The sequence below is a fragment of the Streptococcus sp. 27098_8_70 genome (assembly GCF_041432215.1).
GTDB lineage: Bacteria > Bacillota > Bacilli > Lactobacillales > Streptococcaceae > Streptococcus > Streptococcus oralis_CP.
On the sequence record NZ_JAPVZD010000001.1, the window covers coordinates 73,144 to 99,708 of the forward strand.

At 41.3% G+C, this 26,565-nt stretch carries 28 protein-coding genes and 1 other annotated feature; of the genes, 23 read left to right on the plus strand and 5 right to left on the minus strand.

Annotation, left to right across the window (positions count from 1 at the left end; translation table 11 throughout):
- Positions 1 to 24: 24 nt before the first annotated feature.
- Positions 25 to 1,503 carry an oligosaccharide flippase family protein gene (locus O3655_RS00320; protein ID WP_268702661.1) on the minus strand — a complete coding sequence of 493 codons (1,479 nt, stop codon included), beginning with the start codon at positions 1,501 to 1,503 and terminating at the stop codon, positions 25 to 27.
- Positions 1,504 to 1,625: 122 nt separating this feature from the next.
- On the opposite strand from O3655_RS00320, the gene mecA reads away from it, so the two are divergent.
- The 13 genes from mecA to O3655_RS00385 all read left to right on the plus strand — a co-directional run bounded on the left by mecA (position 1,626) and on the right by O3655_RS00385 (position 15,569).
- Positions 1,626 to 2,366 (plus strand): adaptor protein MecA, encoded by a 741-nt coding sequence (mecA, locus tag O3655_RS00325; protein ID WP_000782704.1) that lies wholly within the window; start codon positions 1,626 to 1,628, stop codon positions 2,364 to 2,366.
- Between the two features lie 147 nt (positions 2,367 to 2,513).
- A complete protein-coding gene (locus O3655_RS00330) occupies positions 2,514 to 3,800 on the plus strand; it encodes a homoserine dehydrogenase (RefSeq protein WP_000216365.1) in 1,287 nt (428 codons plus the stop codon).
- 1 nt (position 3,801) lies between these two features.
- Positions 3,802 to 4,671, plus strand: a complete 870-nt coding sequence (thrB, locus tag O3655_RS00335; protein WP_042902138.1) for a homoserine kinase — start codon at positions 3,802 to 3,804, stop codon at positions 4,669 to 4,671.
- A 258-nt stretch (positions 4,672 to 4,929) separates the two neighbouring features.
- Positions 4,930 to 5,868 (plus strand): peptide-methionine (R)-S-oxide reductase MsrB, encoded by a 939-nt coding sequence (gene msrB, locus O3655_RS00340; protein ID WP_042902139.1) that lies wholly within the window; start codon positions 4,930 to 4,932, stop codon positions 5,866 to 5,868.
- Positions 5,869 to 5,927: 59 nt separating this feature from the next.
- Entirely contained in the window at positions 5,928 to 7,652 is a 1,725-nt protein-coding gene (locus O3655_RS00345; protein ID WP_308696952.1) for an ABC transporter ATP-binding protein, read from the plus strand.
- A gap of 1 nt (position 7,653) precedes the next feature.
- Entirely contained in the window at positions 7,654 to 9,402 is a 1,749-nt protein-coding gene (locus O3655_RS00350; RefSeq protein ID WP_308696953.1) for an ABC transporter ATP-binding protein, read from the plus strand.
- 103 nt (positions 9,403 to 9,505) lie between these two features.
- Positions 9,506 to 10,765 (plus strand): TRZ/ATZ family protein, encoded by a 1,260-nt coding sequence (locus O3655_RS00355; RefSeq protein ID WP_308696954.1) that lies wholly within the window; start codon positions 9,506 to 9,508, stop codon positions 10,763 to 10,765.
- Positions 10,766 to 10,826: 61 nt separating this feature from the next.
- Positions 10,827 to 10,962 (plus strand) — a sequence feature (ribosomal protein L10 leader region).
- A gap of 38 nt (positions 10,963 to 11,000) precedes the next feature.
- Positions 11,001 to 11,501, plus strand: a complete 501-nt coding sequence (gene rplJ, locus O3655_RS00360) for a 50S ribosomal protein L10 (protein ID WP_001287273.1) — start codon at positions 11,001 to 11,003, stop codon at positions 11,499 to 11,501.
- Between the two features lie 74 nt (positions 11,502 to 11,575).
- On the plus strand, positions 11,576 to 11,944 hold the full coding sequence (gene rplL / locus O3655_RS00365; protein WP_001196964.1) for a 50S ribosomal protein L7/L12: 369 nt from the start codon (positions 11,576 to 11,578) through the stop codon (positions 11,942 to 11,944).
- A gap of 412 nt (positions 11,945 to 12,356) precedes the next feature.
- Entirely contained in the window at positions 12,357 to 13,259 is a 903-nt protein-coding gene (locus O3655_RS00370) for a DUF2268 domain-containing protein (protein WP_308696955.1), read from the plus strand.
- Positions 13,260 to 13,321: 62 nt separating this feature from the next.
- Complete coding sequence (locus tag O3655_RS00375; protein WP_009013639.1) at positions 13,322 to 13,690, plus strand: EXLDI protein; 369 nt, start codon at positions 13,322 to 13,324, stop codon at positions 13,688 to 13,690.
- A 213-nt stretch (positions 13,691 to 13,903) separates the two neighbouring features.
- Complete coding sequence (locus O3655_RS00380) at positions 13,904 to 14,908, plus strand: NADP-dependent oxidoreductase (RefSeq protein ID WP_000261418.1); 1,005 nt, start codon at positions 13,904 to 13,906, stop codon at positions 14,906 to 14,908.
- A 16-nt stretch (positions 14,909 to 14,924) separates the two neighbouring features.
- Positions 14,925 to 15,569 (plus strand): TetR/AcrR family transcriptional regulator, encoded by a 645-nt coding sequence (locus tag O3655_RS00385; RefSeq protein ID WP_000444590.1) that lies wholly within the window; start codon positions 14,925 to 14,927, stop codon positions 15,567 to 15,569.
- A 146-nt stretch (positions 15,570 to 15,715) separates the two neighbouring features.
- Here O3655_RS00385 and O3655_RS00390 read toward each other — a convergent pair whose 3' ends face one another.
- Both O3655_RS00390 and gdhA read right to left on the minus strand, forming a co-directional pair.
- The gene (locus tag O3655_RS00390; protein ID WP_308697041.1) at positions 15,716 to 16,201 is read right to left on the minus strand and encodes a GNAT family N-acetyltransferase; all 486 of its coding nucleotides are present in this window, start codon (positions 16,199 to 16,201) and stop codon (positions 15,716 to 15,718) included.
- A 31-nt stretch (positions 16,202 to 16,232) separates the two neighbouring features.
- Positions 16,233 to 17,579, minus strand: coding sequence for an NADP-specific glutamate dehydrogenase (gene gdhA / locus O3655_RS00395; RefSeq protein WP_000199516.1), 1,347 nt, complete (start codon positions 17,577 to 17,579; stop codon positions 16,233 to 16,235).
- A gap of 205 nt (positions 17,580 to 17,784) precedes the next feature.
- Between gdhA and O3655_RS00400 the strand changes: the two genes are divergently transcribed.
- The 7 genes from O3655_RS00400 (at position 17,785) to O3655_RS00430 (ending at position 24,281) form a co-directional block, all read left to right on the plus strand.
- Positions 17,785 to 18,720: a dihydroorotate oxidase gene (locus tag O3655_RS00400; RefSeq protein WP_125389200.1), complete on the plus strand. Its 936-nt coding sequence runs from the start codon at positions 17,785 to 17,787 to the stop codon at positions 18,718 to 18,720.
- Between the two features lie 32 nt (positions 18,721 to 18,752).
- On the plus strand, positions 18,753 to 19,790 hold the full coding sequence (gene holA, locus O3655_RS00405; RefSeq protein ID WP_308697042.1) for a DNA polymerase III subunit delta: 1,038 nt from the start codon (positions 18,753 to 18,755) through the stop codon (positions 19,788 to 19,790).
- Positions 19,791 to 19,859: 69 nt separating this feature from the next.
- Entirely contained in the window at positions 19,860 to 20,465 is a 606-nt protein-coding gene (gene sodA, locus O3655_RS00410; protein ID WP_049477664.1) for a superoxide dismutase SodA, read from the plus strand.
- Between the two features lie 155 nt (positions 20,466 to 20,620).
- Positions 20,621 to 21,151 (plus strand): YutD family protein, encoded by a 531-nt coding sequence (locus tag O3655_RS00415; protein ID WP_042902146.1) that lies wholly within the window; start codon positions 20,621 to 20,623, stop codon positions 21,149 to 21,151.
- A gap of 20 nt (positions 21,152 to 21,171) precedes the next feature.
- Complete coding sequence (gene rlmN / locus O3655_RS00420) at positions 21,172 to 22,257, plus strand: 23S rRNA (adenine(2503)-C(2))-methyltransferase RlmN (protein WP_000804762.1); 1,086 nt, start codon at positions 21,172 to 21,174, stop codon at positions 22,255 to 22,257.
- A 1-nt stretch (position 22,258) separates the two neighbouring features.
- The gene (locus O3655_RS00425) at positions 22,259 to 22,738 is read left to right on the plus strand and encodes a VanZ family protein (protein ID WP_000163102.1); all 480 of its coding nucleotides are present in this window, start codon (positions 22,259 to 22,261) and stop codon (positions 22,736 to 22,738) included.
- A 1-nt stretch (position 22,739) separates the two neighbouring features.
- Positions 22,740 to 24,281: an ABC-F family ATP-binding cassette domain-containing protein gene (locus tag O3655_RS00430; RefSeq protein WP_308696956.1), complete on the plus strand. Its 1,542-nt coding sequence runs from the start codon at positions 22,740 to 22,742 to the stop codon at positions 24,279 to 24,281.
- Positions 24,282 to 24,323: 42 nt separating this feature from the next.
- Here O3655_RS00430 and O3655_RS00435 read toward each other — a convergent pair whose 3' ends face one another.
- Both O3655_RS00435 and O3655_RS00440 read right to left on the minus strand, forming a co-directional pair.
- Positions 24,324 to 24,563, minus strand: coding sequence for a zinc-ribbon domain-containing protein (locus tag O3655_RS00435; RefSeq protein ID WP_000600214.1), 240 nt, complete (start codon positions 24,561 to 24,563; stop codon positions 24,324 to 24,326).
- A 33-nt stretch (positions 24,564 to 24,596) separates the two neighbouring features.
- Positions 24,597 to 25,403, minus strand: a complete 807-nt coding sequence (locus O3655_RS00440) for a peptidylprolyl isomerase (RefSeq protein WP_308696957.1) — start codon at positions 25,401 to 25,403, stop codon at positions 24,597 to 24,599.
- A gap of 215 nt (positions 25,404 to 25,618) precedes the next feature.
- On the opposite strand from O3655_RS00440, the gene rpsP reads away from it, so the two are divergent.
- The 3 genes from rpsP to O3655_RS00455 are packed head-to-tail and all read left to right on the plus strand — an operon-like array spanning position 25,619 to position 26,529.
- Positions 25,619 to 25,891 (plus strand): 30S ribosomal protein S16, encoded by a 273-nt coding sequence (gene rpsP, locus O3655_RS00445; protein ID WP_000268760.1) that lies wholly within the window; start codon positions 25,619 to 25,621, stop codon positions 25,889 to 25,891.
- A gap of 19 nt (positions 25,892 to 25,910) precedes the next feature.
- Positions 25,911 to 26,150 carry an RNA-binding protein KphA gene (gene kphA / locus O3655_RS00450; protein WP_084857660.1) on the plus strand — a complete coding sequence of 80 codons (240 nt, stop codon included), beginning with the start codon at positions 25,911 to 25,913 and terminating at the stop codon, positions 26,148 to 26,150.
- Between the two features lie 43 nt (positions 26,151 to 26,193).
- Entirely contained in the window at positions 26,194 to 26,529 is a 336-nt protein-coding gene (locus O3655_RS00455) for a MazG nucleotide pyrophosphohydrolase domain-containing protein (RefSeq protein ID WP_308696958.1), read from the plus strand.
- The last annotated feature ends 36 nt before the right edge of the window (positions 26,530 to 26,565 follow it).

Sequence of the window (26,565 nt, forward strand, 5' to 3'; positions counted from 1 at the left end):
CTAATTTATCAGTAGGGGATTTTTTTAATTTCGTTTTAATTTAGCAAGTACAAGGTTCAGTGCATAGTGGAGTGTTTTGTCTTTGGTAATAAAGAGGGTCAAGAGGTAATAGATACCACAAGTTGCCACGGTAGAAAGAACCATGAGAATCATATTAAAGTTTACTGTGTAGGAATTGATTTGGAAAATCATCTTGAAAATATAGAAGATTGGGATAAAACCAAGGGATATGAGGCTATAACGTGTTAAGGTTATAAAAATCTCTTTTAAACTAATCAGTTGGTGTTTCTTGATAAAATGAATTTCAAGTAAAACAACGATAGTTTCTGCGATAATGGTCGTAGCGATGTAATACTCAGGTGCAAAAATATTATTGAAATACAAGATGCTATTTAATAGTATATTAGCCCCACCACCAAGGAAGTAGAAGGCTGTTAAGCGATTTTCATGGTCATTGATAAAGATAATCTGTTTACCAAGAATCAACTCAATAGCCCAAATGATGGTACGAAAAGCGAAGACGCTAGTTACGATACCCGCTTCAAGATATTTTTCAGAAGAATAAATAACAGTTGCGTACCGTCCCAATATCATAATCCCAATACTAGTTGGAACCATAAGGAAATAGAATAAGGATGCCGCTTGATTCACGAGATAATTATAGGACTTGTAATCCTTTTTACCGAGATAGTAGCCAAGGCGCGGAATACTAACGTTGATAGCTCCACTCAAGACACTGGCAATCAACATGACAATACTATAGGCAATTGTATAATAAGAAATGTAGTTTTCATCTGGTCCCTTGGTGATAAACATTCTATCTAGCAAGGTATAAAGCATATTAGCGTTTGTTAAGAGAAGCATAGTGAAGAGCGGTTTAGAAGCTTTAGCTAATTCGACGAAACCGATCTTAACAAAAGAAACTTCTCTCTTAATCCAAAGAAAACTGAGCAGGTAGTTGAGGACAGTGGTCGCTGTCATAACGATAGCATAAGGAACAATATCATCTGCCGTTTTAACAAAGGCGAAGATAGCGACCAGCATGGTAATTCGAATAATTAATGTTTTATAGAGGATGAAGGCATAGTTTTCATAAGCCTCGTTCATCCATTCGATATTGAGAAATTGGAAGAGTGCTTGGGCCCCTAGGATGTAGTACAGGACTTTCAGATTCTCAATGCTGGTGTCAAAGAAGATAATGAGGAAGTAGATACCTGTCGTCAGGAGAGAGGTGAAAACCGAGATATAAAACAACTTAGAAAAGACGTAGTTGATTTTATTCTTGTCATCCTTGACCTTACTAATAGCTCGAATCCCGTAGTTGTATATTCCAAAGGCAGCTAGTGGAATAATGAAACTTGCCCAGGTATTGGCTGTATTGAAATAACCGTAATTGGATTTGCTGAGAATCCGCGTCAGATAAGGATTGGTTATCAGTGGAAAAACGATATTGAGAATATTGACCAGCAAGCTGGCCAAGGCATTTACTTTTATATTTTTCATTGAACTTTCTTTCTTAAATCTAAAATCATATCTAGTATTATATCACATTCTCGCTTCATTCTTTTGATAAAATCGTAAAAATCTAGTATAATAGATAGACTGAAAGTATGAGGTTACTAGATATGAAGATGAAACAAATTAGTGATACAACACTGAAAATAACGATGACTTTAGATGATTTGATGGATCGAGGAATGGAGATTGCGGACTTTCTCGTTCCTCAGGAAAAAACCGAAGAGTTTTTCTATGCTATTTTAGATGAGTTAGAGATGCCAGACAATTTCTTGGATAGCGGCATGCTGAGTTTCCGCGTGACGCCAAAACCTGATAAGGTGGACGTCTTTGTGACCAAGTCCAAGATTGACCAAAATCTGGATTTTGAAGATTTGGCGGACTTACCAGACATGGAAGAATTAGCCCAAATGTCGCCGGATGAATTTCTCAAAACCTTGGAAAAGAGCATTGCAGATAAGACCAAGGACGATATTGAGGCCATTCAATCTCTAGAGCAGGTCGAAGCAAAGGAAGAAGAGCAAGAGCAGGCAGACAAGGAGACTGAGAGTAAGAAAGAACCTTATATCTACTATATCCTGCGCTTTGCAAGCCTTGCTGACTTAGTTGCTTTTGCAAAGACGGTTAACTACCAGATGGAAACATCTGAACTCTATAAGATGAATGGACACTATTATTTGACAATCTTAGTCGATGTGGAAAATCATCCAAGTCCATATCCGGCTTGGCTCTTGGCTCGTATGCGTGAGTTTGCAGACGACAGTGACATCAGTCGTTCAGTCTTGCAAGAGTATGGGCAAATATTGATTAACCATGACGCAGTTCTCGGTCTGCAAAAGATTCGTTCATAATTTTTAAAATCAATTTTCATTTATCAGGAAAGACGAATCTTGGGATTCGTTTTTTCTTTTCTAGACCGAAATAGTGATTTACTATAATAGGAATTTTCATAAAATTCTGTTATAATGGCTATATCAGAAAATTTCTAGGAGACAAACATGACAGTTAAAATTGCTTTACTTGGATTTGGTACCGTTGCAAGTGGCGTGCCTTTCCTCCTAAAGGAAAATGGAGAAAAAATCGTTCAGTCAGCTCATTCAGAGATTGAAGTAGCCAAGGTTTTGGTCAAGGATGAAGATGAAAAGAACCGCTTGCTTGCAGCAGGAAATGACTTTAACTTTGTAACCAATGTAGACGATATTTTATCAGACAAGGACATTACAATCGTAGTGGAATTGATGGGGCGTATCGAACCAGCTAAAACCTTTATCACTCGTGCCTTGGAAGCTGGGAAACACGTTGTTACTGCTAATAAGGACCTTTTGGCTGTCCATGGAGCAGAATTGCTAGAAATCGCTAAAGAGCATAACGTAGCACTTTACTATGAAGCAGCAGTAGCTGGTGGGATTCCAATTCTTCGTACTTTGGCAAATTCGTTGGCTTCTGACAAAATTACGCGCGTTCTTGGCGTTGTTAATGGAACTTCCAACTTCATGATGACCAAGATGGTGGAAGAAGGCTGGTCTTACGATGATGCTCTGGCTGAAGCTCAAAGACTTGGATTTGCAGAAAGCGACCCTACAAATGACGTGGATGGGATTGACGCAGCCTACAAGATGGTGATTTTGAGCCAGTTTGCTTTTGGTATGAAGGTTGCCTTTGACGATGTAGCCCACAAGGGAATCCGCAACATCACACCAGAAGACGTAGCTGTAGCCCAAGACCTTGGCTATGTAGTGAAATTGGTTGGTTCTATCGAGGAAACTCCTTCAGGTATTGCTGCAGAAGTTACTCCAACCTTCCTTCCTAAAGCACATCCACTTGCCAGTGTGAATGGGGTAATGAACGCTGTTTTTGTAGAATCTATCGGTATCGGTGAATCTATGTACTACGGACCAGGTGCGGGTCAAAAACCGACTGCAACAAGTGTTGTAGCAGATATTGTCCGTATCGTTCGTCGCTTGAATGATGGTACTATTGGTAAAGACTTCAACGAATATAGCCGTGACTTGGTTTTGGCAAATCCTGAAGATGTTAAAGCAAACTACTATTTCTCAATCTTGGCACCAGACTCAAAAGGTCAGGTCTTGAAATTGGCTGAAATCTTTAATGCCCAAGATATTTCCTTCAAGCAAATCCTCCAAGATGGCAAAGAGGGTGACAAGGCGCGTGTAGTGATTATCACTCATAAGATTAATAAAGCACAACTTGAGAATGTTTCAGCTGAGTTGGCCAAAGCTTCAGAATTTGACCTCTTGAATACCTTCAAGGTGTTAGGAGAATAGGATGAAGATTATTGTACCTGCAACCAGTGCCAATATCGGGCCAGGTTTTGATTCGGTCGGTGTAGCTGTAACCAAGTATCTTCAAATTGAGGTTTGTGAAGAACGGGATGAGTGGTTGATTGAACACCAGATTGGCAAATGGATTCCCCATGACGAGCGTAATCTTTTGCTTAAGATTGCCTTGCAAATTGCGCCTGACTTGCAACCGAGACGCTTGAAAATGACCAGTGATGTTCCCTTGGCGCGTGGTTTGGGTTCTTCTAGCTCGGTTATCGTTGCTGGGATTGAACTGGCTAACCAACTGGGCAATCTCAACTTATCTAACCACGACAAATTGCAGTTGGCTACCAAGATTGAAGGACATCCTGACAATGTAGCTCCAGCCATTTATGGAAATCTTGTTATTGCGAGTTCCGTTGAAGGTCAAGTCTCTGCTATCGTAGCAGACTTCCCAGAATGTGATTTTCTAGCTTACATTCCTAACTATGAATTGCGCACTCGCGACAGTCGTGGTGTCTTACCTAAGAAATTGTCCTACAAGGAAGCTGTTGCAGCCAGTTCTATCGCCAATATAGCCGTTGCAGCCTTGTTAGCAGGAGACATGGTGACTGCTGGCCAAGCGATTGAGGGAGACCTCTTCCACGAGCGTTATCGTCAAAGTCTGGTCCGTGAATTTGCGACGATTAAGCAAGTAGCTAAAGAGAATGGTGCCTATGCAACCTACCTTTCCGGTGCTGGACCGACAGTTATGGTCTTGGCTTCTCACGACAAGATGCCGAAGATTAAGGCAGAATTGCAAAAGCAGTCTTTCAAAGGCAAACTGCATGACTTGAAAGTTGATACGCAAGGTGTCCGTGTCGAAGCAAAATAAAGAATAGAAGATAGGATGGGGAAACTCTTGACTAGAGGGCTTCCTATCCTTTTTTTGAAAAGAAGTTTATACTCAATGAAAATCAAAGAGCAAACTAGGAAGCTAGCCGCAGGTCGCTCAAAACATGGTTTTGAGGTTGTAGATGAAACTGACGAAGTCAGCTCAAAATACTGTTTTGAGGTTGCAGATGTAAGCTGACGTGCTTTGAAGAGATTTTCGAAGATTATTAGTTAAAAACTTGATAAAGGAGAAAAAAAGATGGCAGAAATTTATCTAGCAGGTGGTTGTTTTTGGGGCCTAGAGGAGTATTTTTCACGAATTTCAGGAGTGCTAGCGACCAGTGTTGGCTATGCTAATGGGCAAGTCGAAACGACCAATTACCAGCTACTCAAGGAAACAGACCATGCAGAGACGGTTCAAGTGATTTATGATGAGAAAGCAGTGTCACTCAGAGAGATTTTGCTTTATTATTTCCGTGTTATTGATCCCTTGTCTATTAACCAACAAGGGAATGACCGTGGTCGCCAATATCGAACGGGAATCTATTATCAGGATGAAGCAGACTTGCCAGCTATCTACACAGTGGTGCAGGAGCAGGAGCGTATACTGGGTCGAAAGATTGCAGTAGAGGTGGAGAAACTTCGCCACTACATTTTAGCAGAAGACTACCATCAAGACTATCTCAAGAAAAATCCTTCAGGTTATTGTCATATCGATGTGACGGATGCTGAGAAGCCATTGATTGATGCCTCTAACTATGAAAAGCCTAGTCAAGAGGTGTTAAAGGAAAACCTAACTGAAGAATCCTACCGAGTAACGCAAGAAGCTGCTACAGAGGCGCCGTTTAGTAATGCTTATGACCAAACTTTTGAAGAAGGGATTTATGTAGATATCACGACAGGGGAGCCACTCTTTTTTGCTAAGGATAAGTTTGCCTCAGGTTGTGGTTGGCCAAGTTTTAGTCGTCCGATTTCTAAGGAATTGATTCACTATTACAAGGATTTGAGCCATGGAATGGAGCGAATCGAGGTTCGTTCTCGGTCAGGAAATGCTCACTTGGGTCATGTCTTTACAGATGGACCACAGGAATTAGGTGGCCTCCGTTACTGTATCAATTCTGCTTCCTTACGCTTTATAGCCAAGGATGAGATGGAAAAAGCAGGATATGGCTATCTATTACCTTACTTAAACAAATAAAACTGAGAGGGTGGGGCTTCCCACTTTCTTCATTTCCAGAATAAGAATAGAAGGGATCTATGAAACACTTACTATCTTACTTCAAACCCTATATCAAAGAATCCATTTTAGCCCCCTTGTTCAAGTTGCTAGAAGCTGTTTTTGAGCTCTTAGTTCCCATGGTGATTGCTGGGATTGTTGACCAATCCTTGCCCCAGAGAGATCAAGGGCATCTCTGGATGCAGATTGGCCTGCTCCTTATCTTTGCAGTGATTGGCGTTTTAGTGGCCTTGGTAGCCCAGTTTTACTCAGCTAAGGCTGCGGTGGGTTTTGCCAAAGAACTGACAGACGACCTTTATCGTCATATTCTTTCATTACCCAAGGACAGCAGAGATCGTTTGACAACTTCTAGCTTGGTGACTCGCTTGACTTCGGATACTTACCAGATTCAGACTGGTATCAATCAATTCCTGCGTCTCTTTTTGAGAGCGCCTATTATCGTTTTTGGAGCCATTTTTATGGCCTATCGCATCTCGGCTGAGCTGACTTTCTGGTTCTTAGTTATGGTTGTCATTTTGACGATTGTCATTGTCGGTCTCTCTCGACTGGTCAATCCTCTCTACAGCAGTCTCAGAAAGAAAACGGATCAGCTGGTTCAGGAAACGCGCCAGCAATTACAAGGCATGCGAGTTATTCGTGCTTTTGGTCAGGAAAAACGAGAGTTACAGATTTTTCAAACCCTTAACCAAGTTTATGCTAGATTGCAAGAAAAGACGGGTTTCTGGTCTAGTTTGTTAACACCTCTGACTTATCTGATTGTCAATGGAACTCTTCTCGTCATCATCTGGCAGGGCTATATTTCAATTCAAGGAGGTTTACTCAGTCAAGGTGCCCTGATTGCCCTTATCAACTATCTCTTACAGATTTTGGTGGAATTGGTTAAGCTCGCCATGCTGATCAATTCCCTCAACCAGTCCTATATCTCAGCCAAGAGAATTGAGGAAGTTTTTACCGAAGCTCCAGAAGATATTTTTTCAGAATTAGAAGAAAAGCAAGCTACCGGTGATCGGGTTTTGCAAGTCAAAGAATTAACCTTTACCTATCCTGATGCGGCCCAGCCTTCTCTGAGAAACATTTCCTTTGATATGAATCAAGGGCAGATCCTTGGTATCATCGGGGGAACTGGTTCAGGTAAATCAAGCTTGGTGCAAGTCTTACTTGGTCTTTATCCAGCAGACAAGGGGAGCATTGACCTTTATCGAGATGGATGTAGTCCTCGTAATCTTGAGCAGTGGCGGTCTTGGATTGCCTATGTGCCCCAAAAGGTTGAACTCTTTAAAGGAACTATTCGTTCCAACTTGACTTTAGGTTTCAATCAAGAAGTAACTGACCAAGAACTCTGGCAGGCCTTGGAGATTGCGCAAGCTAAGGATTTTGTCAGTGATACGGAAGAACTCTTAGATGCCCTAGTTGAGGCAGGAGGGCGAAATTTCTCAGGTGGACAAAAACAAAGGTTGTCTATCGCCCGAGCAGTCTTGCGCCGAGCACCTTTTCTCATCCTAGATGATGCAACCTCGGCCCTCGACACCATTACCGAGTCTAAGCTCTTGAAAGCTATCCGAGAAAATCTGCCAAATACAAGTTTAATCTTGATCTCTCAACGAACTTCGACTTTACAGATGGCAGACCAGATTCTCCTCTTGGAAAAAGGCGAGCTCCTAGCTATCGGCAAGCACGAGGACTTGATGAAGTCCAGTCAAGTCTATCGTGAAATCAATGCTTCCCAACATGGAAAGGAGGACTAGAATGAGACGACAAACTGCAAACCAGACGCTCACACGTTTGGCTAAAGACCTTGCAAGTCACCCTTTCCTCCTTTTCCTAGCCTTTCTAGGAACTATTGCCCAAGTTGCCTTATCAATTTACCTACCTATTCTGATTGGGCAGGTCATTGACCAGGTCCTCGTAACTGGTTCTTCACCAGTTTTTTGGCAGATTTTCATTCAGATGATCTTGGTAGTCATAGGAAATACTCTGGTACAATGGGCCAATCCTCTTCTTTATAATCGTCTAATCTTCTCTTATACCAAAGACTTGCGAGAGCGAATCATTCATAAGCTCCATCGTTTACCGATTGCTTTTGTGGATCGGCAGGGCAGTGGAGAGATGGTCAGTCGTGTAACCACAGACATAGAACAGCTGGCAGCCGGCTTGACCATGATTTTTAACCAATTTTTCATTGGCGTTTTGATGATTTTGGTTAGTATTCTAGCCATGCTTCAAATCCACCTCCTCATGACCCTCTTGGTCTTGCTGTTGACGCCGCTGTCCATGGTGATTTCACGCTTTATTGCCAAACGCTCCTATCATCTCTTCCAGAAGCAAACAGAGACGAGAGGAATTCAGACTCAGTTGATTGAAGAGTCTCTTAGCCAGCAAACTATTATCCAGTCCTTTAATGCTCAGACAGAGTTTATCCAAAGACTGCACGAGGCGAATGGCAACTACGCAGGTTATTCTCAGTCAGCTATCTTTTATTCATCAACGGTCAATCCTTCAACTCGCTTTGTCAACGCACTCATTTATGCTCTTCTTGCTGGAGTAGGAGCTTATAGAATCATGATGGGGTCCACCTTGACCATCGGACGTTTAGTGACTTTTTTGAATTACGTCCAACAGTACACTAAGCCCTTTAACGATATTTCTTCTGTTTTAGCCGAGTTGCAAAGTGCTCTCGCTTGTGCAGAGCGTGTCTATGCTGTCTTAGAAAGTCCAGAGGTGGCTGAAACAGGTAAGGAAGTCTTGACCAGTGACCAAGTGAAGGGAGCCATTTCCTTTAAGCATGTTTCTTTTGGCTACAATCCTGAAAGAATCTTGATTAAGGACTTATCCATCGATATCCCAGCTGGCAGCAAGGTAGCCATCGTTGGTCCGACAGGTGCTGGTAAGTCAACTCTTATCAATCTCCTCATGCGTTTTTATCCTATTAACTCGGGAGATATCTTGCTAGACGGTCGTTCCATTTACGACTATACCCGAGCGTCATTGAGACAGCAGTTTGGCATGGTACTCCAAGAAACCTGGCTTAAGCAAGGGACCATTCATGACAATATTGCCTTTGGAAATCCTGATGCCAGTAGGGAGCAGGTGATTGCTGCCGCAAAAGCAGCCAACGCAGACTTTTTCATCCAACAGTTGCCACAGGGATACGATACCAAGTTGGAAAATGCAGGAGAATCTCTCTCTGTCGGTCAAGCCCAGCTCTTGACCATCGCCCGAGTCTTTCTAGCTATTCCAAAGATTCTTATCTTAGACGAGGCGACTTCCTCCATCGATACACGGACAGAGGTGCTAGTACAGGATGCCTTTGCCAAACTCATGAAGGGGCGCACAAGCTTTATTATTGCTCACCGTTTGTCAACCATTCAGGATGCGGATTTGATTCTTGTCTTGGTAGATGGTGACATTGTGGAGCATGGTAACCATCAGGATCTCATGGATAGAAAGGGCAAGTATTACCAAATGCAAAAAGCTGCGGCCTTTAGCTCTGAATAAGTCATTCCTACCCATTTAAATTCTTAATGACACTAAAAGTTGCCTTCGGGTGACTTTTTTGTTACAATAGCTAGAAAAATCAGGGTCTTAGAAGGAGAAAACAATGAAAGTCTATCAGCATGTAAATATCGTGACTTGTGACCAAGATTTCCATGTCTATCTGGATGGTATTTTAGCCGTTAAGGATTCTCAAATCGTCTATGTCGGTCAAGAGAAGCCAGAGATTTTAGAGCAAGCTGAGCAGATTATAGACTATCAGGGAGCCTGGATTATGCCTGGTTTGGTCAATTGCCATACCCACTCTGCTATGACAGGCTTGCGAGGGATTCGGGATGATAGCAATCTCCACGAATGGCTCAATGACTATATCTGGCCAGCAGAAGCAGGATTTACTCCCGATATGACTACCAAGGCAGTCAAAGAAGCTCTGACAGAGATGCTCCAGTCAGGGACAACAACCTTCAACGATATGTATAATCCCAATGGTGTGGATATTAAGAGAATTTATCAGGCAGTCAAGGAGTCTAAGATGCGTTGTTATTTCTCACCGACCCTCTTTTCTTCAGAGACAGAAACAACTGCTGAGACTATAAGCAGAACACGAGCCATCATAGAGGAAATCTTAGGATATGAAAACCCAAATTTCAAGGTTATGGTAGCTCCACATTCTCCCTACAGCTGTAGTAGAGACTTGCTGGAAGCAAGCTTAGAACTGGCAAAAGAGCTGGACATTCCTATCCATATCCATGTGGCAGAGACCAAGGAAGAGTCAGGAATTATCCTGAAACGCTATGGCAAACGCCCTCTCGCCTTTCTAGAAGAACTAGGTTACTTAGATCATCCGTCTGTCTTTGCTCACGGGGTCGAATTAAACGAGAGAGAAATTGAACATTTGGCAACTTCTCATGTGGCAATCGCCCATAATCCTATTAGTAACCTCAAACTGGCCTCAGGGATAGCTCCAATCATCCAACTGCAAAAAGCAGGAGTAGCAGTCGGAATTGCGACAGACTCGGTTGCTTCCAATAACAATCTTGATATGTTTGAGGAAGGACGGACCGCAGCCCTTCTTCAGAAAATGAAGAGTGGAGATGCCAGCCAATTCCCTATCGAGGCAGCCCTTAAGGCACTGACGATCGAAGGAGCTAAGGTTCTAGGAATGGAAAAGCAGATAGGAAGCCTAGAAGTCGGCAAACAGGCAGATTTTCTGGTCATTCAACCACAAGGAAAAATCCATCTTCAACCTCAGGGAAATATGCTCTCTCACCTGGTTTATGCTGTCAAATCCAGTGATGTAGATGATGTTTATATCGCTGGAGAACAGGTGGTTAAGCAAGGCAAAGTTTTGACAGTAGAGATTTAAAAAAATTTAAAAAAAGTTTGCAAAAATCTTGCATTCTTTTTTTGTCTATGCTATACTTATATACGGTTTGAAAAAACTGCCTAAGACAGTAGGGGAGCTCGACTCATAAAGATCCTACCGAGGACAAAACGTATCATGTAAAAAGAAGCGTATTGTACTTTCGTGTCTAGGTTTGGGCGCGTTTTTCTTTTGAAAAAATTCCCCAAGCAAAATAATTACGGAGGTGAACACACTAATGAGTGAAGCAATTATTGCTAAGAAAGCGGAACTAGTTGACGTAGTAGCTGAGAAAATGAAAGCTGCTGCATCTATCGTCGTTGTAGACGCTCGTGGTTTGACAGTTGAGCAAGATACAGTTCTTCGTCGTGAGCTTCGTGGAAGCGAAGTTGAGTATAAAGTTATTAAAAACTCAATCTTACGTCGTGCAGCTGAAAAAGCTGGTCTTGAAGATCTTGCATCAGTATTTGTTGGACCATCTGCAGTAGCATTTTCTAACGAAGATGTTATCGCACCAGCGAAAATCTTGAACGATTTTGCTAAAAACGCTGAAGCACTTGAAATCAAAGGTGGTGCAATCGAAGGCGCTGTCGCATCAAAAGAAGAGATTCTTGCACTTGCAACTCTTCCAAACCGCGAAGGACTTCTTTCTATGCTCCTTTCTGTACTTCAAGCGCCAGTGCGCAACGTTGCTCTTGCAGTCAAAGCGGTTGCAGACAACAAAGAAGACGCAGCTTAATCTTAAGCTACGCAGCGTAGCCTAGCTACGGAAAAACGATTATAAAATTAAAAACTTATTTGGAGGAAATAACAATGGCATTGAACATTGAAAACATTATTGCTGAAATTAAAGAAGCTTCAATCCTTGAATTGAACGACCTTGTAAAAGCTATCGAAGAAGAATTTGGTGTAACTGCAGCTGCTCCTGTAGCTGTTGCTGCAGCTGGTGCTGCTGACGCTGGTGCTGCTAAAGACTCATTTGACGTTGAGTTGACAGCTGCTGGTGACAAAAAAGTTGGCGTTATCAAAGTTGTACGTGAAATCACTGGTCTTGGACTTAAAGAAGCTAAAGAACTTGTTGATGGTGCACCAGGTGTCATCAAAGAAGGCGTTCCAACTGCAGAAGCTGAAGAAATCAAAGCTAAATTGGAAGAAGCTGGAGCTTCAGTTACTCTTAAATAATAGAGCGACTACATTAGTAGCTTAAAAAACATATAAAACCGCTATTCTTAGGAGTAGCGGTTTTTTCTTTTGGTTCAAGAAGGGGCAAAAAAGGGGCGAACTAATTATATAGTTTATCTAGGAGACAAACAAGTTTTGAATAATAGGCTTTCCATAAAAAATGATACAAGTTTTTACCCTTCAGGATTTATTTTTTTCTAGTATCATCATTCCTATGAACAGTAGAAAAGTAAGTTTTTAATTTATTGATACTCTGGATATTATAATCTCAGTATTAAAGAACTTTATTGAAGGTAATTTTCGAACGGTTTGAGGTAATTTCAATGAAATTTTAATAGATATTTTAATTTTCTTCTTGACTCTGACCTTAGGTAAGGGATTATACTAATAATAGATAAGAAAGGAGATTACCATGCAAATCAATATGATTCGTTCAGATAAAGTTTACCAAGAGATGCTCGAGCTTCCTTTAGAAAAGAGAGAAGGCTGTTTTCGAGCGAAAATATTAGCACCTTTTGCAACCAAATACCAAACGCAACACATCCCTCTGAAAGCAAAGTATCCTGGAGGATTTGACGCTCTTTTCCTACTTGGCTTTATGAATCAGTTACCCTCAACTCTCTCAGAAAAGGATAGACCAGCTATCGACTCTCTGAGCTCTGATCAACTCTGGCAGGACTGCCAGGATACCATCAAAAGGAGTATTGGGCTTTTTGAGCAGGCTGGCTATGACTTAGATGTTGAGGATTACCATTTTACTATTTTATTGGGCAATCCAGAAAAACCTATGCTACAGCTCAATAAGGGTTATAGCGGAGATGGCGGAATTCCAGGCTACCTCATGCTTAGTCTGCTACCAAATGACTATACTTTGCCACGTGTGCAGGCGGCATTAGCCCACGAGTGTAATCATAATGTCCGCTTCCAATTTATCAAATGGAACCAGCAGACGACACTAGCAGACTGGGTAGTCAGTGAAGGATTGGCAGAGTCTTTTGCGGCTGAGCTCTATGGCAAAGATCTCATTGGGCCTTGGGTCACTTCAACCAGTCCAGAGCAGTTAGAAGAGATTAAGCCCATCATCTCAAGTCAGCTTCAGTTCACTGGGATGGCAGAAATGGCTCCTTATCTCTACGGTGATGAAATTGCAGAGATACAGGGTCAAATTCCGGTTGGTATGCCCTATGCTGCAGGCTATGCTTATGGCTATCATCTGATACAAGCCTATCTGAAAAAGACTGGCAAGAGCATTATTGAGGCTACTGTGACACCAACGGAAAAGATTTTAGAGGCGACTAAAGATTTTTGGAAATGACACTTTTGCTTGAAAATCTGCCAGAGTCTGATATAATGAAAGTAATTTTTGGAGGTGACTATATGCACTATAAAAGAGTTGAATTAAAGGTCACAAATCAAGGTATCCATGAGCGCAAGATCTTTCAAGGTGTTAAGATTTTCAGTCGTAGCAAGTTGTCCAAAGATCAGAAAAGTATTCTAACACAGAAGCTTTACCTGACACCGAAGCAAAACATTGTTTACTATCAACGGAAAGATATCAACTATGACCAGAACTGGCATCATAATAAGGACTATTATGAACTAGCTTATGGCCAGTTGGACAGAGAGACGGTTTTTAAGGTTTGCCAAGATTTTGACGACCTGACTCCTTTTATAGAGGATGAGCTGCTGGAGAAGCTAAAAGAAAAGCGGTCAGCAGGCAAATTTTTTGAAAAATTAGATATATAAAAATCCGACTGCTTTCATAAGCAGTCGGATTTCTCTAATTTATAGTTTGATAATTTTTCATAAGGGAAAATAGATCTATTTTTATCATGAACAGCTAACTTAGTTAGAAGTTTTGGAAACAGTATAGTTGAAATCTATGAAGAATAAGCGTATAATCAGAGAAAAATGATTGAGTGCTCACTCAATATATAGATAAACAAAGGAGTTCATGAAATGGTTGTTCAAGCAATACAGTATGGTCGTTTCGGTGATGAAGAAGTGCTAGATTTGGTGAACATTAAATCTGATGTTTTGGAAGTGAATCAAGTTAGGGTAGAAGTTTATGCAGTTGGTTTAAATCCTATTGATTATAAGACTTTTGAGGGGGCAAAGCCACTTCGTTTTCTATCTTTTATGACGAAACTAAGGAAGCCAAGTCGTTGGTTTGAGTCAAAATCATCTCTCTTTCCAAGAGGTGTTGGTCGGGATTTTGCTGGAGTTATCACAGAAATTGGTGAAGGAGTAAGTCGGTTTGCAGTAGGGGACAAGGTTTTTGGAACAATGATCAGTGACCCTGGATTGGGGACCAAGAGGGGAGCTTTGGCAACAGAAGTTTGTGTCAATGAATCAGAAATTGTGTTGAAACCAGAGATGATTGATATGAACCATGCATCTACTATGGGTGTAGCCTCTCTAACAGTGGGAGGTGCTTTTAGAAAGATTGAGCTAAACTCTAAAGATGTTGTAGTTATTTCAGCAGCAGCAGGTGGTATTGGAAGTATCGCAGTACAGTATGCAGTTGCTAAGGGTGCGACAGTTATTGGAATTGCAAGTAAGAAAAATTCAGATTATCTGAAGTCCTTAGGTGCCATACCAGTAGCTTACGAAGAGAACATCCAGAATGCTCTTCTATCAGCAAGTACAAAGCCAATTACAAAATTCTTGGATTGCTATGGAAGTGATTATGTTAAATTGGCTTTCAGTTTGGGGTTGAAGGGCACGGCTATTGGAACGCTAGTACCTTCACCATATGTTATGATAAAAGGAGCTCAGTTCACGGGTCCTAGACATTCCACATATGATGATTTTAAAGTTCTAGCGGAAATGGTCTCAGATGGGAAGGTTCTGCTGAATATTGATCAGATTTATGATTTTTCTCTAAAGTCAGTTGGAGAGGCATATCGTAGTCTGAAGTCGGGACACACTCGAGGTAAGAAAGTTGTAAAAGTAAGAGAGTAGCAGAGAGGTGCTAGCAATGGAAAGTTTAGAACAAAAGTACGCTCAGACATTAGAAAATAGCAACTTGAGTTTAAAACAACGTCAAGTGTTATTATCAAGTCTAAAGTTATTTTCAGAAATTGGTTTTGAGAATACAACAGCAAGCCTTATTGCTAAGGAGGCTGGAGTTTCAGAAGGGACAGTTTTTAGTTACTTTAAAACTAAGGAAGGCATCTTAGAAGCTATTCTGTCAACTTTTCTCGAACAGGTTATTCCAGATGTGATTGCTGATTTTTCTGAGAAGAAATTTACAGCAAACCAAGAGAGTTTTCCAGTGTTTTTGAGAAGCATTGTTCGAGATAGACTAGTTTTCATTCAGGAGAATCAAATGCAAGTTAAAATTCTCTTGAGTCGTTCTTTTATTGATAAAACTATTTCTGAGCAGTTAGGGAATGTTATTGTTCACTCTATCATTAAGTCAATTAGTCCAGTTCTGAATCAGTTTAAAGAAAATGGTGTTATTCGAGATTGGTCAAATGAAAGAATGGTTCGTTATATTCTAGCCTTGAGTCTTTCTTATGTTATTCCAATGATGTTGAATGATAAGGAAGATGTGAACATAGATGAAGCAGTAAACGAAATTGTTGAATGCCTGTCTTTTGCCTTAGTAGAAGTAAAGTGAATTTTGATTTTTAAGCTTACTATTAAAAATAGTGAGCTTTTTTAAAACCAATATAAAAATCCCCAATCAGAGTGATTGGGGATTGAAAAATAAATTGAAACAATACCTTTACTATCATAGCATTGGCTACATTAGTATACTGCCATCTATTCATCTGATAAGAGGGATTTTATCATCCAGATATTCATAGCTGGGTGGCCGGCAGCGTTAGAAAGTGGTTCTTGCAGTGATGTGAAACCATAGCGCTGATAGATGGCCACAGCCGTAGCCAGTTCAGTGGAGGTTTCTAGATAAAGCTGTTCATAACCAGCTAGATGGGCTTCCTGGAATATCCGCTTTATCAACCTACTGGAATAACCTTTGCCACGACTGTTTTTAGTGACATACAGTTTTTGTAATTCAGCAATCTTATCGGACACTGGTGCAAAGCCACCACAGCCTACCAGCTGATCTTCATCTTCCAGAACAAAGTAAGCTGCTCTCTCTTGCTGTTGATAATAGTCGGCCAAATGATCTAGATGAGAATCAAAGTAGACAGTTCCTGGTTTGTCAAGCCCGAATTCTTCAAGGCTAGCTCGAATGAGTTGTGCTACAGCTGGATTGTCTTTTACTTCCATTGGCCGTAAGTTCATCATTTGTCCTCCGATAGGATGTATTGACTAATTAAACAATACCTTGTGCAATCATAGCGTTTGCTACGTTTTCGAAGGCAGCGATATTTGCTCCTGCAAGGTAGTCAGTACCAAGTCCGTATGTTTCAGCAGTTGTTTTAGCTGTATTGAAGATGTTTGTCATGATGTCTTTGAGGCGTCCATCAACTTCTTCACGGGTCCATGAAAGGCGAAGGCTGTTTTGGCTCATTTCAAGCGCTGATACAGCTACACCACCAGCGTTGGCAGCTTTGGCAGGTCCGTAAAGGATTCCGTTTTCTTTGTAGACTTTAATCGCATCAAGGTCACTAGGCATGTTAGCACCTTCAGATACACAGATAACGCCTTGAGCAACCAAACGTTTAGCTGCTTCACCGTTGATTTCGTTTTGAGTCGCACATGGAAGAGCGATGTCGTAGTTACCAGCGTAAGTCCATACAGAACCTTCATGGTAAGTAGCAGTTGCTTTCTCAGCTGCATACTCAGTCAAACGAGCACGGCGTTTTTCTTTAACATCAACCAAAAGATCGAAGTCAATACCATTTTCGTCGATGACATAACCATTTGAGTCAGATACAGAGATAACAGTTGCACCAAGTTCAGTCGCTTTTTGAAGAGCATATTGAGCTACGTTACCAGAACCTGAAATTACCACTTTCTTACCAGCAAAACTGTTACCATTAGCTTTGAGCATTTCTTCAGTGTAGTAAACCAATCCATAACCAGTTGCTTCTGGACGAATCAAGCTACCACCAAATCCAAGAGGTTTACCAGTCAAGACACCCGCATCAAATTGGTTAAGACGTTTGTATTGTCCGTAAAGGTAACCAATTTCACGTCCTCCAACACCGATATCACCAGCAGGTACATCAAGAGATGGTCCGATGTATTTTTGCAATTCAGTCATGAAGCTTTGGCAGAAGCGCATCACTTCAGCATCAGTCTTCCCTTTAGGATCGAAGTCTGATCCCCCTTTACCTCCACCGATTGGAAGTCCAGTCAAAACGTTTTTAAAGATTTGTTCGAAGCCGAGGAATTTCAAAATCCCTTGGTTTACAGTTGGGTGGAAACGAAGTCCGCCTTTATATGGTCCAACAGCTGAGTTGAATTGAACACGGTAACCACGGTTGACTTGAACTTTTCCATCACGGTCAACCCAAGGAACACGGAAAGAAATCACGCGCTCAGGCTCAGTGATACGTGCCAAGATGTTTTCTTCGATATACTCAGGGTGTTTTTCAAATACAGGTTCCAAAGTGCTGAAGAATTCTTCAACCGCCTGGAGAAATTCAGCCTCATGCCCGTTACGAGCTTTCACAGTTGCAAACACGCTTTGGATATAGTCTTTAGCAGATGTCATATCGTTCTCCTTTTTGTTGTTATATTTTATTACATGAGCCATTATAGCAGAATTTTTTTTTAGTGTAAAGAAAAAAACAGAAATTTTCTAAAAATTCTTTCAATTTACAAAACCGAACGTTTTATATAGAAATTAGTTTCTCAAAGAGAAAATCTTAAAGTATGGTATAATATTAGAAATAAAAGGAATCTGGAGGATCAGAATCATGGTATCAACGAAAACACAAATAGCTGGCTTTGAGTTTGACAATTGCTTGATGAATGCAGCGGGTGTGGCTTGTATGACGATAGAAGAGCTTGAAGGGGTCAAAAACTCAGCAGCGGGTACTTTTGTCACGAAGACAGCGACCTTGGACTTTCGTCAGGGCAATCCTGAGCCACGCTACCAGGATGTTCCACTTGGTTCTATCAACTCCATGGGCTTACCAAATAATGGCTTAGACTACTATCTGGACTATCTTTTGGACTTGCAGGAAAAAGAGCCAAACCGTACTTTCTTCCTTTCCCTAGTCGGCATGTCTCCAGAAGAAACACATACCATCTTGAAAAAAGTTCAAGAGAGTGAATTCAAAGGGCTGACAGAGCTTAATCTTTCTTGTCCAAATGTTCCAGGAAAACCCCAGATTGCCTATGATTTTGAGACAACAGACCGGATTTTGGCAGAAGTATTTGCCTACTTTACCAAACCTCTTGGAATTAAATTACCACCATATTTTGACATTGTTCACTTTGACCAAGCAGCAGCTATTTTCAACAAATATCCGCTTAAGTTTGTCAACTGTGTTAACTCTATCGGAAATGGCCTTTATATAGAAGATGAGTCTGTCGTGATTCGTCCTAAAAATGGTTTTGGTGGCATTGGTGGAGAGTACATCAAACCAACTGCTCTAGCGAATGTACATGCCTTCTACCAACGTCTCAATCCGCAAATTCAAATCATCGGAACTGGTGGTGTTCTAACGGGTCGTGATGCCTTTGAACACATCCTCTGCGGTGCGAGTATGGTGCAAGTAGGGACTACCCTTCACAAAGAAGGCGTCGGTGCTTTTGAACGCATTACCAATGAACTGAAAGCTATTATGGCGGAAAAAGGGTATGAGAGCCTAGAAGATTTCCGTGGGAAATTGCGCTATATTGATTAAGTTTAATAAAAAATCAGAAGAAAGGAGAGATGATGCTAGCCATTGAAGACAGTCAGAAGTTGACTTTATCAAATCTATCTAGCTTGAATCTATTTACAGGAACAGATCAGGGCCAGTTTGAAGTTATGAAGAGTCAGGTGTTGAGGCAGATTGGTTATGATCCAGCTGATCTCAATTTTGCTTACTTTGATATGAAAGAAGTAGCTTATAAAGACTTAGAGTTGGAGTTGGTCAGTCTCCCTTTCTTTGCGGATGAGAAAATCGTGATATTAGACCATTTTGTCGATATCACAACAGCCAAGAAACGCTTTTTAGCAGATGATGAGCTCAAGTCGTTTGAAGAATACCTTGATAACCCTTCACCAACAACCAAGTTGTTGATTTTTGCAGAAGGAAAGTTAGATAGTAAAAGACGGCTGGTCAAATTGCTCAAACGAGATGCGACTGTATTTGATGCTATTGAACCCAAGGAACAAGAACTTCGCCAGTATTTCCAAAAATGGAGCCAGACACAAGGTCTGCAGTTTGCAGAAAAGTCTTTTGAAAATCTACTTCTCAAATCCGGATTTCAATTTAGTGAAATCCAGAAAAATCTCCTCTTTTTACAGTCTTATAAATCAGACGGCGTGATTGAGGAGAAGGACATTGTCGAGGCCATTCCAAAGACCTTGCAGGATAATATTTTTGATTTGACTCAGCTTATTTTAGCTAAGAAGATTGACCTGGCCCGTGACCTAGTTAGAGACTTGACCTTGCAAGGGGAGGATGAGATCAAGCTCATAGCTGTCATGTTAGGACAGTTTCGTACCTTTACCCAAGTGAAGATTTTATCAGAGACTGGTCAGACGGAATCGCAGATCGCAAGCAGTCTGGGAACTTACTTGGGGCGAAATCCTAATCCTTATCAAATCAAGTTTGCACTGAGAGATTCGAGAGGGATTTCCATTGCCTTTCTCAAGCGAGCGATTTCTTATTTGATTGAAACAGACTACCAGATTAAGACAGGTGTCTATGAAAAGGGGTACCTGTTTGAAAAGGCACTTTTGCAGATCGCGGCAGAAGCAAATTGAGCAAAAAACTTGAAAAAAGAGGATGATTGCGTTATCATTTTCATATAGAAAGAAAAAGAGGTATTACAGATGGCTATTATCTTACCAGACCTTCCATACGCATACGACGCTTTGGAACCATACATCGATGCAGAAACAATGCACTTGCACCATGACAAACACCACCAAACTTATGTAAACAATGCAAATGCAGCTCTTGAAAAACACCCTGAAATTGGTGAAGACCTTGAAGTCTTGCTTGCTGATGTAGATTCTATCCCAGCTGATATCCGCCAAGCGCTTATCAACAATGGTGGTGGACACTTGAACCACGCTCTTTTCTGGGAATTGATGACTCCAGAAAAAACAGCTCCTTCAGCAGAACTTGCAGCAGCAATCGATGCAACATTTGGTTCATTTGAAGAGTTCCAAGCAGCCTTTACAGCAGCAGCTACAACTCGCTTTGGTTCTGGCTGGGCTTGGTTGGTTGTCAACAAAGAAGGGAAGCTTGAAGTAACTTCAACAGCAAACCAAGACACACCAATCTCAGAAGGCAAAAAACCAATCTTGGGCTTGGACGTTTGGGAACATGCTTACTACGTGAAATACCGCAACGTGCGTCCTGACTACATCAAAGCTTTCTTCTCAGTGATTAACTGGAACAAAGTAGACGAGCTATACGCAGCAGCTAAATAATAAAATATGGAGGGAAGAGTCAATCTTCTCTTTTTAAGGTTATAAAGCAGAAGTCTGACAGAATCGTCAGACTTTTTTCATTTAGAGGATATTCGTGCCAACTGCTAGAAATTATGGTAAAATAGAGTGTTAAGTAATCGTGGAAAAGGAAGACTATGCGTAAAGAAATTGCACCTGAATTATACAACTATAACAAGTTTCCTGGCCCAGAATTTCAAGTAAATGGGGATAAGGTTGAGACTGAAGGGATTGCTTTTACCTTGGTTGAAAATATCAAGGATGCTTTCGATGTGACAGTCTTTAATCAACGCTTTTCAGAAGTGTTGACCAAGTTTGATTATGTCGTGGGGGACTGGAGTAATGAACAGCTCCGCCTACGTGGTTTTTACAAAGACGATCGAACAGAGGAAAAAATTGAAAAGATCAGTCGCTTACAGGACTATCTTTTGGAGTACTGTAGTTATGGTTGTGCCTATTTTGTCCTAGAAAATCAAGCACCGAAACGGGCTTCATTTGACAAAAAATTGCGTAAAAAGGAAGAGGAAAACCTTCCTAGAAGAGGCAAGAAACCTTCGCAAAACAAGAGAAAACCAAATGCGGATAAGCGAAATAGACGTCGTCATAAGGACCAAAAGTCTCAGAAAGAGGACAAGGGACAGCGCCATTTTGTCATTCGTCAGAAATAGATAGAGAATAAGGAGAAGAGATGAAACCGTCTATTTATAGTTTAACACGTCAAACCATGCAAGAGTGGGTATTAGAACAAGGAGAAAAGAAATTCCGGGCAGATCAAATCTGGGAATGGCTTTACCGTAAACGTGTCCAGTCATTTGAAGAAATGACCAACCTTTCCAAGGATTTGATTGCTAAGCTCAATGACCAGTTTGTGGTCAATCCTTTGAAACAAAGGATTGTACAAGAGTCAGCTGACGGTACTGTTAAGTATCTTTTCGAGTTGCCAGATGGCATGTTGATTGAGACAGTACTCATGCGTCAACACTATGGTTTGTCAGTCTGTGTGACCACTCAGGTCGGTTGTAATATCGGTTGTACCTTCTGTGCGTCAGGCTTGATTAAGAAGCAACGTGACCTCAATAACGGGGAAATCGTAGCGCAGATTATGCTGGTTCAGAAATACTTTGATGAGCGTGGTCAGGACGAACGTGTCAGCCATATCGTTGTTATGGGAATTGGTGAACCATTTGATAACTACAATAATGTTTTGAATTTTGTTCGTACCATCAATGATGACAAGGGGATGGCTATCGGTGCTCGTCACATCACTGTTTCAACCTCAGGTTTGGCCCATAAAATTCGTGACTTTGCTAATGAAGGTGTACAGGTTAATCTGGCTGTTTCCCTTCACGCACCCAATAATGAATTGCGTTCAAGCATCATGAAGATTAACCGTGCCTTTCCGATAGAAAAGCTCTTTGCAGCTATTGAGTACTATATCGAAACAACCAATCGCCGTGTGACCTTTGAATACATCATGCTCAATGAAGTCAACGATGGTGTAGAACAAGCCTTGGAATTGGCTGAATTGCTCAAGAACATCAAGAAATTGTCTTATGTAAACTTGATTCCCTATAACCCAGTTAGTGAACATGACCAATATAGCCGTAGTCCTAAAGAGCGCGTGATGGCCTTCTACGATACCCTCAAGAAAAAAGGGGTCAACTGTGTTGTCCGTCAAGAGCATGGTACAGATATTGATGCAGCTTGTGGACAATTACGCTCCAATACAATGAAACGTGACCGCCAGAAGGCAGTCGCAGCGGTAAATCCATAAAATGACTAAAAAAAGAGAATTAATCTTAAGATTGGGAGTGGCTATTTACAGTCTTTGCATTGTCTGTTTTTGTTTTACTCCCCAACCTCAACTTCCTACAGGAGTGGAAACTCCAGGTATTCAAACTTTTGGACGCCTGGTTTTTCTTTTAACTCCCTTAAACTCCTTTTGGAAACTGGGTGAAGTGACTAGTTTGGGACAAGTCCTTTGGATCTTTTTGCAGAACATTTTAAATGTCTTCTTGCTTTTCCCACTAGTCTTTCAACTGATCTATCTCTGCCCAAACTTGCGACAAACCAAAAAAATCATCCTTCTCAGCTTTCTACTGAGTTTAGGAATCGAGTGCACGCAACTGGTCTTAGACTTTTTCTTTGATTTTAATCGCGTCTTTGAGATTGATGATTTGTGGACCAATACCCTGGGAGGCTATCTGGCTTGGGTCCTCTATAAAGGACTGCATAAAAACAAGATAAGGAATTAGAATGAGTATTTTAGAAGTTAAAAATTTAAGTCACGGTTTTGGTGACCGTGCAATTTTTGAAGATGTGTCCTTCCGTCTCCTCAAGGGAGAACATATCGGTCTAGTCGGCGCCAATGGTGAAGGGAAATCAACCTTTATGAGCATCGTGACTGGTAAGATGTTACCAGATGAAGGGAAGGTGGAGTGGTCCAAATATGTGACTGCTGGCTATCTGGATCAGCACGCTGTACTAAAGGAAGGTCAAACCGTGCGTGATGTCTTGCGTACAGCCTTTGATGAGCTATTTAAAGCAGAAGCTCGTATCAATGACCTCTATATGGAAATGGCTGAAGACGGAGCGGATATCGACGCGCTCATGGAAGAAGTTGGCGAACTACAAGACCGTTTGGAGAGTCGTGACTTCTATACTTTGGATGCTAAGATTGATGAAGTAGCGCGTGCTCTGGGTGTCATGGACTATGGCATGGATACAGATGTAACAGCCTTATCAGGTGGACAAAGAACCAAGGTGCTTTTGGCTAAACTCCTCCTTGAAAAACCAGATATTTTGTTGCTTGACGAGCCAACCAACTACTTGGATGCTGAACACATTGACTGGCTCAAGCGTTATCTCCAAAACTATGAGAATGCCTTTGTCCTTATTTCGCATGATATTCCTTTCCTCAACGACGTAATCAATATCGTTTACCATGTGGAAAATCAACAGTTGACGCGTTACTCTGGTGACTACTACCAGTTCCAAGAAGTCTATGCCATGAAGAAATCTCAGCTAGAGGCAGCTTACGAACGTCAACAGAAAGAGATTGCAGACCTCAAGGACTTTGTAGCTCGAAACAAGGCGCGTGTTGCAACGCGTAATATGGCCATGTCCCGTCAAAAGAAACTCGACAAGATGGATATTATCGAACTGCAAAGTGAGAAGCCAAAACCATCCTTTGATTTCAAACCAGCTCGTACGCCAGGGCGCTTTATCTTCCAAGCCAAGGACTTGCAGATTGGTTATGACCGTCCTCTGACTAAGCCTTTAAATCTTACTTTTGAACGCAATCAAAAGGTTGCTATTATCGGGGTCAATGGTATTGGGAAAACAACTCTCTTGAAGTCTCTCTTGGGCATTATACCGCCAATCGCTGGGGAAGTTGAACGCGGTGATTACCTAGAACTTGGTTACTTTGAACAGGAAGTAGAAGGTGGAAATCGTCAAACACCACTAGAGGCTGTCTGGAATGCCTTTCCTGCCCTTAACCAAGCAGAAGTTCGTGCAGCCCTTGCCCGCTGTGGTTTGACGACCAAGCATATCGAAAGCCAAATTCAGGTCTTATCAGGTGGTGAACAAGCCAAGGTGCGTTTCTGTCTCTTGATGAATCGTGAAAACAACGTCTTAGTGCTGGACGAGCCGACCAACCACTTGGATGTAGATGCCAAGGATGAACTCAAACGCGCTCTCAAAGAATACAAGGGATCGATTCTTATGGTTTGTCACGAACCAGAGTTTTATGAAGGCTGGATGGACCAAATCTGGGATTTTAACAAGCTAACTTAAAGCCGCTAAAAAAGCCAAGTCGAAATGACTTGGCTTTTTTGACTAGTAATTTAAATAGTTTTCAACTTCAGATTTCTCAATTTCTTTACCGTAGTGGCAAATCGGACAAGAAACGAAGTAACTTTTACCATAAGGAAAAAGTGGAATCCAGTAAAGGGTGAACTTGCGCCCAGTTTCTACGATTTCCCAAGTGTCGACATTGTTACAATGACCACATTCGATCGCTGTTTGCGTATGTCCCAAATCTTTCTGATAACCTTTAGAACCCCAAAATAGAATCATATCATCGTCTCCTTATCTGTATCTGTTGATGGCTTATTTTTTGCTGAAGTCGTAGTCTTTCACCACTTCGATACTATCAATGGTGATAGCAGAAGTCGGTTTGTCTTTCTCATCTTTTTCAGCTTTGGCAATCTTGTCAACAACATCCATACCCTCGATGACTTGACCAAAGACAGGGTGTTTGCCGTCTAGACTTGGATTTCCACCTTCTTTATAGGCTTCGATGATTTTCTTTGGATACTTGCTTGTAGGGAGTTTAGCTGAAATATCTGTTGAGTTTTGGTTGATGAAGAACTGGCTACCGTTGGTGTTTGGTTGACCAGTGTTAGCCATAGCAAGGGCTCCGCGGATATTGTATAGGTAAGGAGAGATTTCATTTTTGAAACCAGTTCCCTTGTCCTTCGTTTTATCCTTATCATGCCAGATAGATTGGCCCCCTGTACCATCTCCCTTAGGATCTCCAGTTTGGACCATAAAGCCATCAATAACACGGTGGAAGGTGATGCCATTATAGTAGCCTTCCTTAGCGTGAGTAAGGAAATTTTCAACCGCAAGAGGTGCTAGTTTTGGAAAGAGTTTGATGCGGATATCGCCTTGATTTGTGTGTAAAATGACCTCAGCTTCGTCTTCAGCAACTTCCTTAGAAAGTTGAGGGAAGTTGGCATTTTCATTGGTCAAAGCGTCATTCAAATCTTTGGCAGCCTGAGCAGCTGCTTTTGAGCTTTCTTCAGCTGAGATACTGGAGTCGACATACTCGTCACCACGGAGACCACGTTGGATACTAGTACATCCAGCAAGGGCTACAGTTGATAGTAAAAGAAGGGTTGCTAGTTTTTTCATTGTTAACCTCTCAAAAATTCATTTCTATCATTGTACCTTAAAAGGAGTTTGATTTCAAATGTAAAATATTTTACTAAAAATTTCTAGTAGTAAAAAAATTAAAACTCTGTCAAGTTTTTTTCTTGACACCTGTCAGAAATCTGCTATAATAGAACATGTGCTAAATAGCTCAGCTATTTCACCGAAATAAAAAATAAGAAAAGAGACATTAAAAAATGGCAGTTAAAATCCGTTTGACTCGTATGGGTTCTAAGAAAAAACCTTTCTACCGTATCAACGTAGCAGACTCACGTTCACCACGTGACGGACGTTTCATCGAAACAGTTGGAACTTACAACCCACTTGTTGCTGAAAACCAAGTAACTTTGAAAGAAGACCGCGTTCTTGCATGGTTGGCTGATGGAGCTCAACCTTCAGATACAGTACGCAACATCCTTTCAAAAGAAGGCGTATTGAAAAAATTCCACGATTCTAAATTCTCAAAATAAGTTTAAAGTAGGTTGACAGATGGATACGATTGAAAATCTCATTATTGCGATTGTGAAACCTTTGATTTCACAACCTGATGCCTTAACTATCAAGATTGAAGACACACCAGACTTTTTGGAGTATCACTTGGATCTTGACCAGAGCGATGTCGGTCGTGTTATCGGTCGTAAAGGTCGCACTATCTCAGCGATAAGAACGATTGTCTACTCTGTCCCAACTGAAGACAAGAAAGTAAGAATCGTTATCGATGAAAAATAAGAAAAGCGGGACAGAAGTCTCGCTTTTTTGTGAGGAGTTGAAGATGAAAGATTTAACATTTAGACAATTACAAGCCTACTTACTCGAACATTACCAGCAGTCTCGGACTGAGGAAGGCCTCTTTATCAAGTTAGTGGAGGAAGTTGGAGAAGTAGCTGAGGTCTTGAATGGGCGCTCTGGTCGAAAAGAGGGCGTCCAGGACTCAAACGAGGAACTTGCCAAAGAACTAGCTGATATTATTCACTACACTGTCGCAATTGCGGCCATCAACGACATTGACCTAACCAAAACCATTTTTGAAAAAGATAAAAAAGCAGCCATTAAGTATCAGCACAAACAAGATTTGGAAGGATTTTTGGATAACTTCCAAGAGAACTAGGAGTAATCTCTTTTCACTAATATGAAAGGTTTCTCC

Coding starts and splice junctions, on each gene's coding strand:
- O3655_RS00455 (WP_308696958.1), top strand. CDS start 26,194: ATGAAAGATTTAACATTTAGACAATTACAAGCCTACTTACTCGAACAT.
- O3655_RS00375 (WP_009013639.1), top strand. CDS start 13,322: ATGCACTATAAAAGAGTTGAATTAAAGGTCACAAATCAAGGTATCCAT.
- O3655_RS00350 (WP_308696953.1), top strand. CDS start 7,654: ATGAGACGACAAACTGCAAACCAGACGCTCACACGTTTGGCTAAAGAC.
- holA (WP_308697042.1), top strand. CDS start 18,753: ATGCTAGCCATTGAAGACAGTCAGAAGTTGACTTTATCAAATCTATCT.
- O3655_RS00390 (WP_308697041.1), bottom strand. CDS start 16,201: ATGAACTTACGGCCAATGGAAGTAAAAGACAATCCAGCTGTAGCACAA.
- O3655_RS00320 (WP_268702661.1), bottom strand. CDS start 1,503: ATGAAAAATATAAAAGTAAATGCCTTGGCCAGCTTGCTGGTCAATATT.
- O3655_RS00400 (WP_125389200.1), top strand. CDS start 17,785: ATGGTATCAACGAAAACACAAATAGCTGGCTTTGAGTTTGACAATTGC.
- sodA (WP_049477664.1), top strand. CDS start 19,860: ATGGCTATTATCTTACCAGACCTTCCATACGCATACGACGCTTTGGAA.
- mecA (WP_000782704.1), top strand. CDS start 1,626: ATGAAGATGAAACAAATTAGTGATACAACACTGAAAATAACGATGACT.
- msrB (WP_042902139.1), top strand. CDS start 4,930: ATGGCAGAAATTTATCTAGCAGGTGGTTGTTTTTGGGGCCTAGAGGAG.
- rplL (WP_001196964.1), top strand. CDS start 11,576: ATGGCATTGAACATTGAAAACATTATTGCTGAAATTAAAGAAGCTTCA.
- kphA (WP_084857660.1), top strand. CDS start 25,911: ATGGATACGATTGAAAATCTCATTATTGCGATTGTGAAACCTTTGATT.
- thrB (WP_042902138.1), top strand. CDS start 3,802: ATGAAGATTATTGTACCTGCAACCAGTGCCAATATCGGGCCAGGTTTT.
- O3655_RS00435 (WP_000600214.1), bottom strand. CDS start 24,563: ATGATTCTATTTTGGGGTTCTAAAGGTTATCAGAAAGATTTGGGACAT.
- O3655_RS00355 (WP_308696954.1), top strand. CDS start 9,506: ATGAAAGTCTATCAGCATGTAAATATCGTGACTTGTGACCAAGATTTC.
- O3655_RS00370 (WP_308696955.1), top strand. CDS start 12,357: ATGCAAATCAATATGATTCGTTCAGATAAAGTTTACCAAGAGATGCTC.
- O3655_RS00415 (WP_042902146.1), top strand. CDS start 20,621: ATGCGTAAAGAAATTGCACCTGAATTATACAACTATAACAAGTTTCCT.
- O3655_RS00385 (WP_000444590.1), top strand. CDS start 14,925: ATGGAAAGTTTAGAACAAAAGTACGCTCAGACATTAGAAAATAGCAAC.
- O3655_RS00380 (WP_000261418.1), top strand. CDS start 13,904: ATGGTTGTTCAAGCAATACAGTATGGTCGTTTCGGTGATGAAGAAGTG.
- rlmN (WP_000804762.1), top strand. CDS start 21,172: ATGAAACCGTCTATTTATAGTTTAACACGTCAAACCATGCAAGAGTGG.
- O3655_RS00425 (WP_000163102.1), top strand. CDS start 22,259: ATGACTAAAAAAAGAGAATTAATCTTAAGATTGGGAGTGGCTATTTAC.
- gdhA (WP_000199516.1), bottom strand. CDS start 17,579: ATGACATCTGCTAAAGACTATATCCAAAGCGTGTTTGCAACTGTGAAA.
- O3655_RS00440 (WP_308696957.1), bottom strand. CDS start 25,403: ATGAAAAAACTAGCAACCCTTCTTTTACTATCAACTGTAGCCCTTGCT.
- O3655_RS00330 (WP_000216365.1), top strand. CDS start 2,514: ATGACAGTTAAAATTGCTTTACTTGGATTTGGTACCGTTGCAAGTGGC.
- rplJ (WP_001287273.1), top strand. CDS start 11,001: ATGAGTGAAGCAATTATTGCTAAGAAAGCGGAACTAGTTGACGTAGTA.
- O3655_RS00345 (WP_308696952.1), top strand. CDS start 5,928: ATGAAACACTTACTATCTTACTTCAAACCCTATATCAAAGAATCCATT.
- rpsP (WP_000268760.1), top strand. CDS start 25,619: ATGGCAGTTAAAATCCGTTTGACTCGTATGGGTTCTAAGAAAAAACCT.
- O3655_RS00430 (WP_308696956.1), top strand. CDS start 22,740: ATGAGTATTTTAGAAGTTAAAAATTTAAGTCACGGTTTTGGTGACCGT.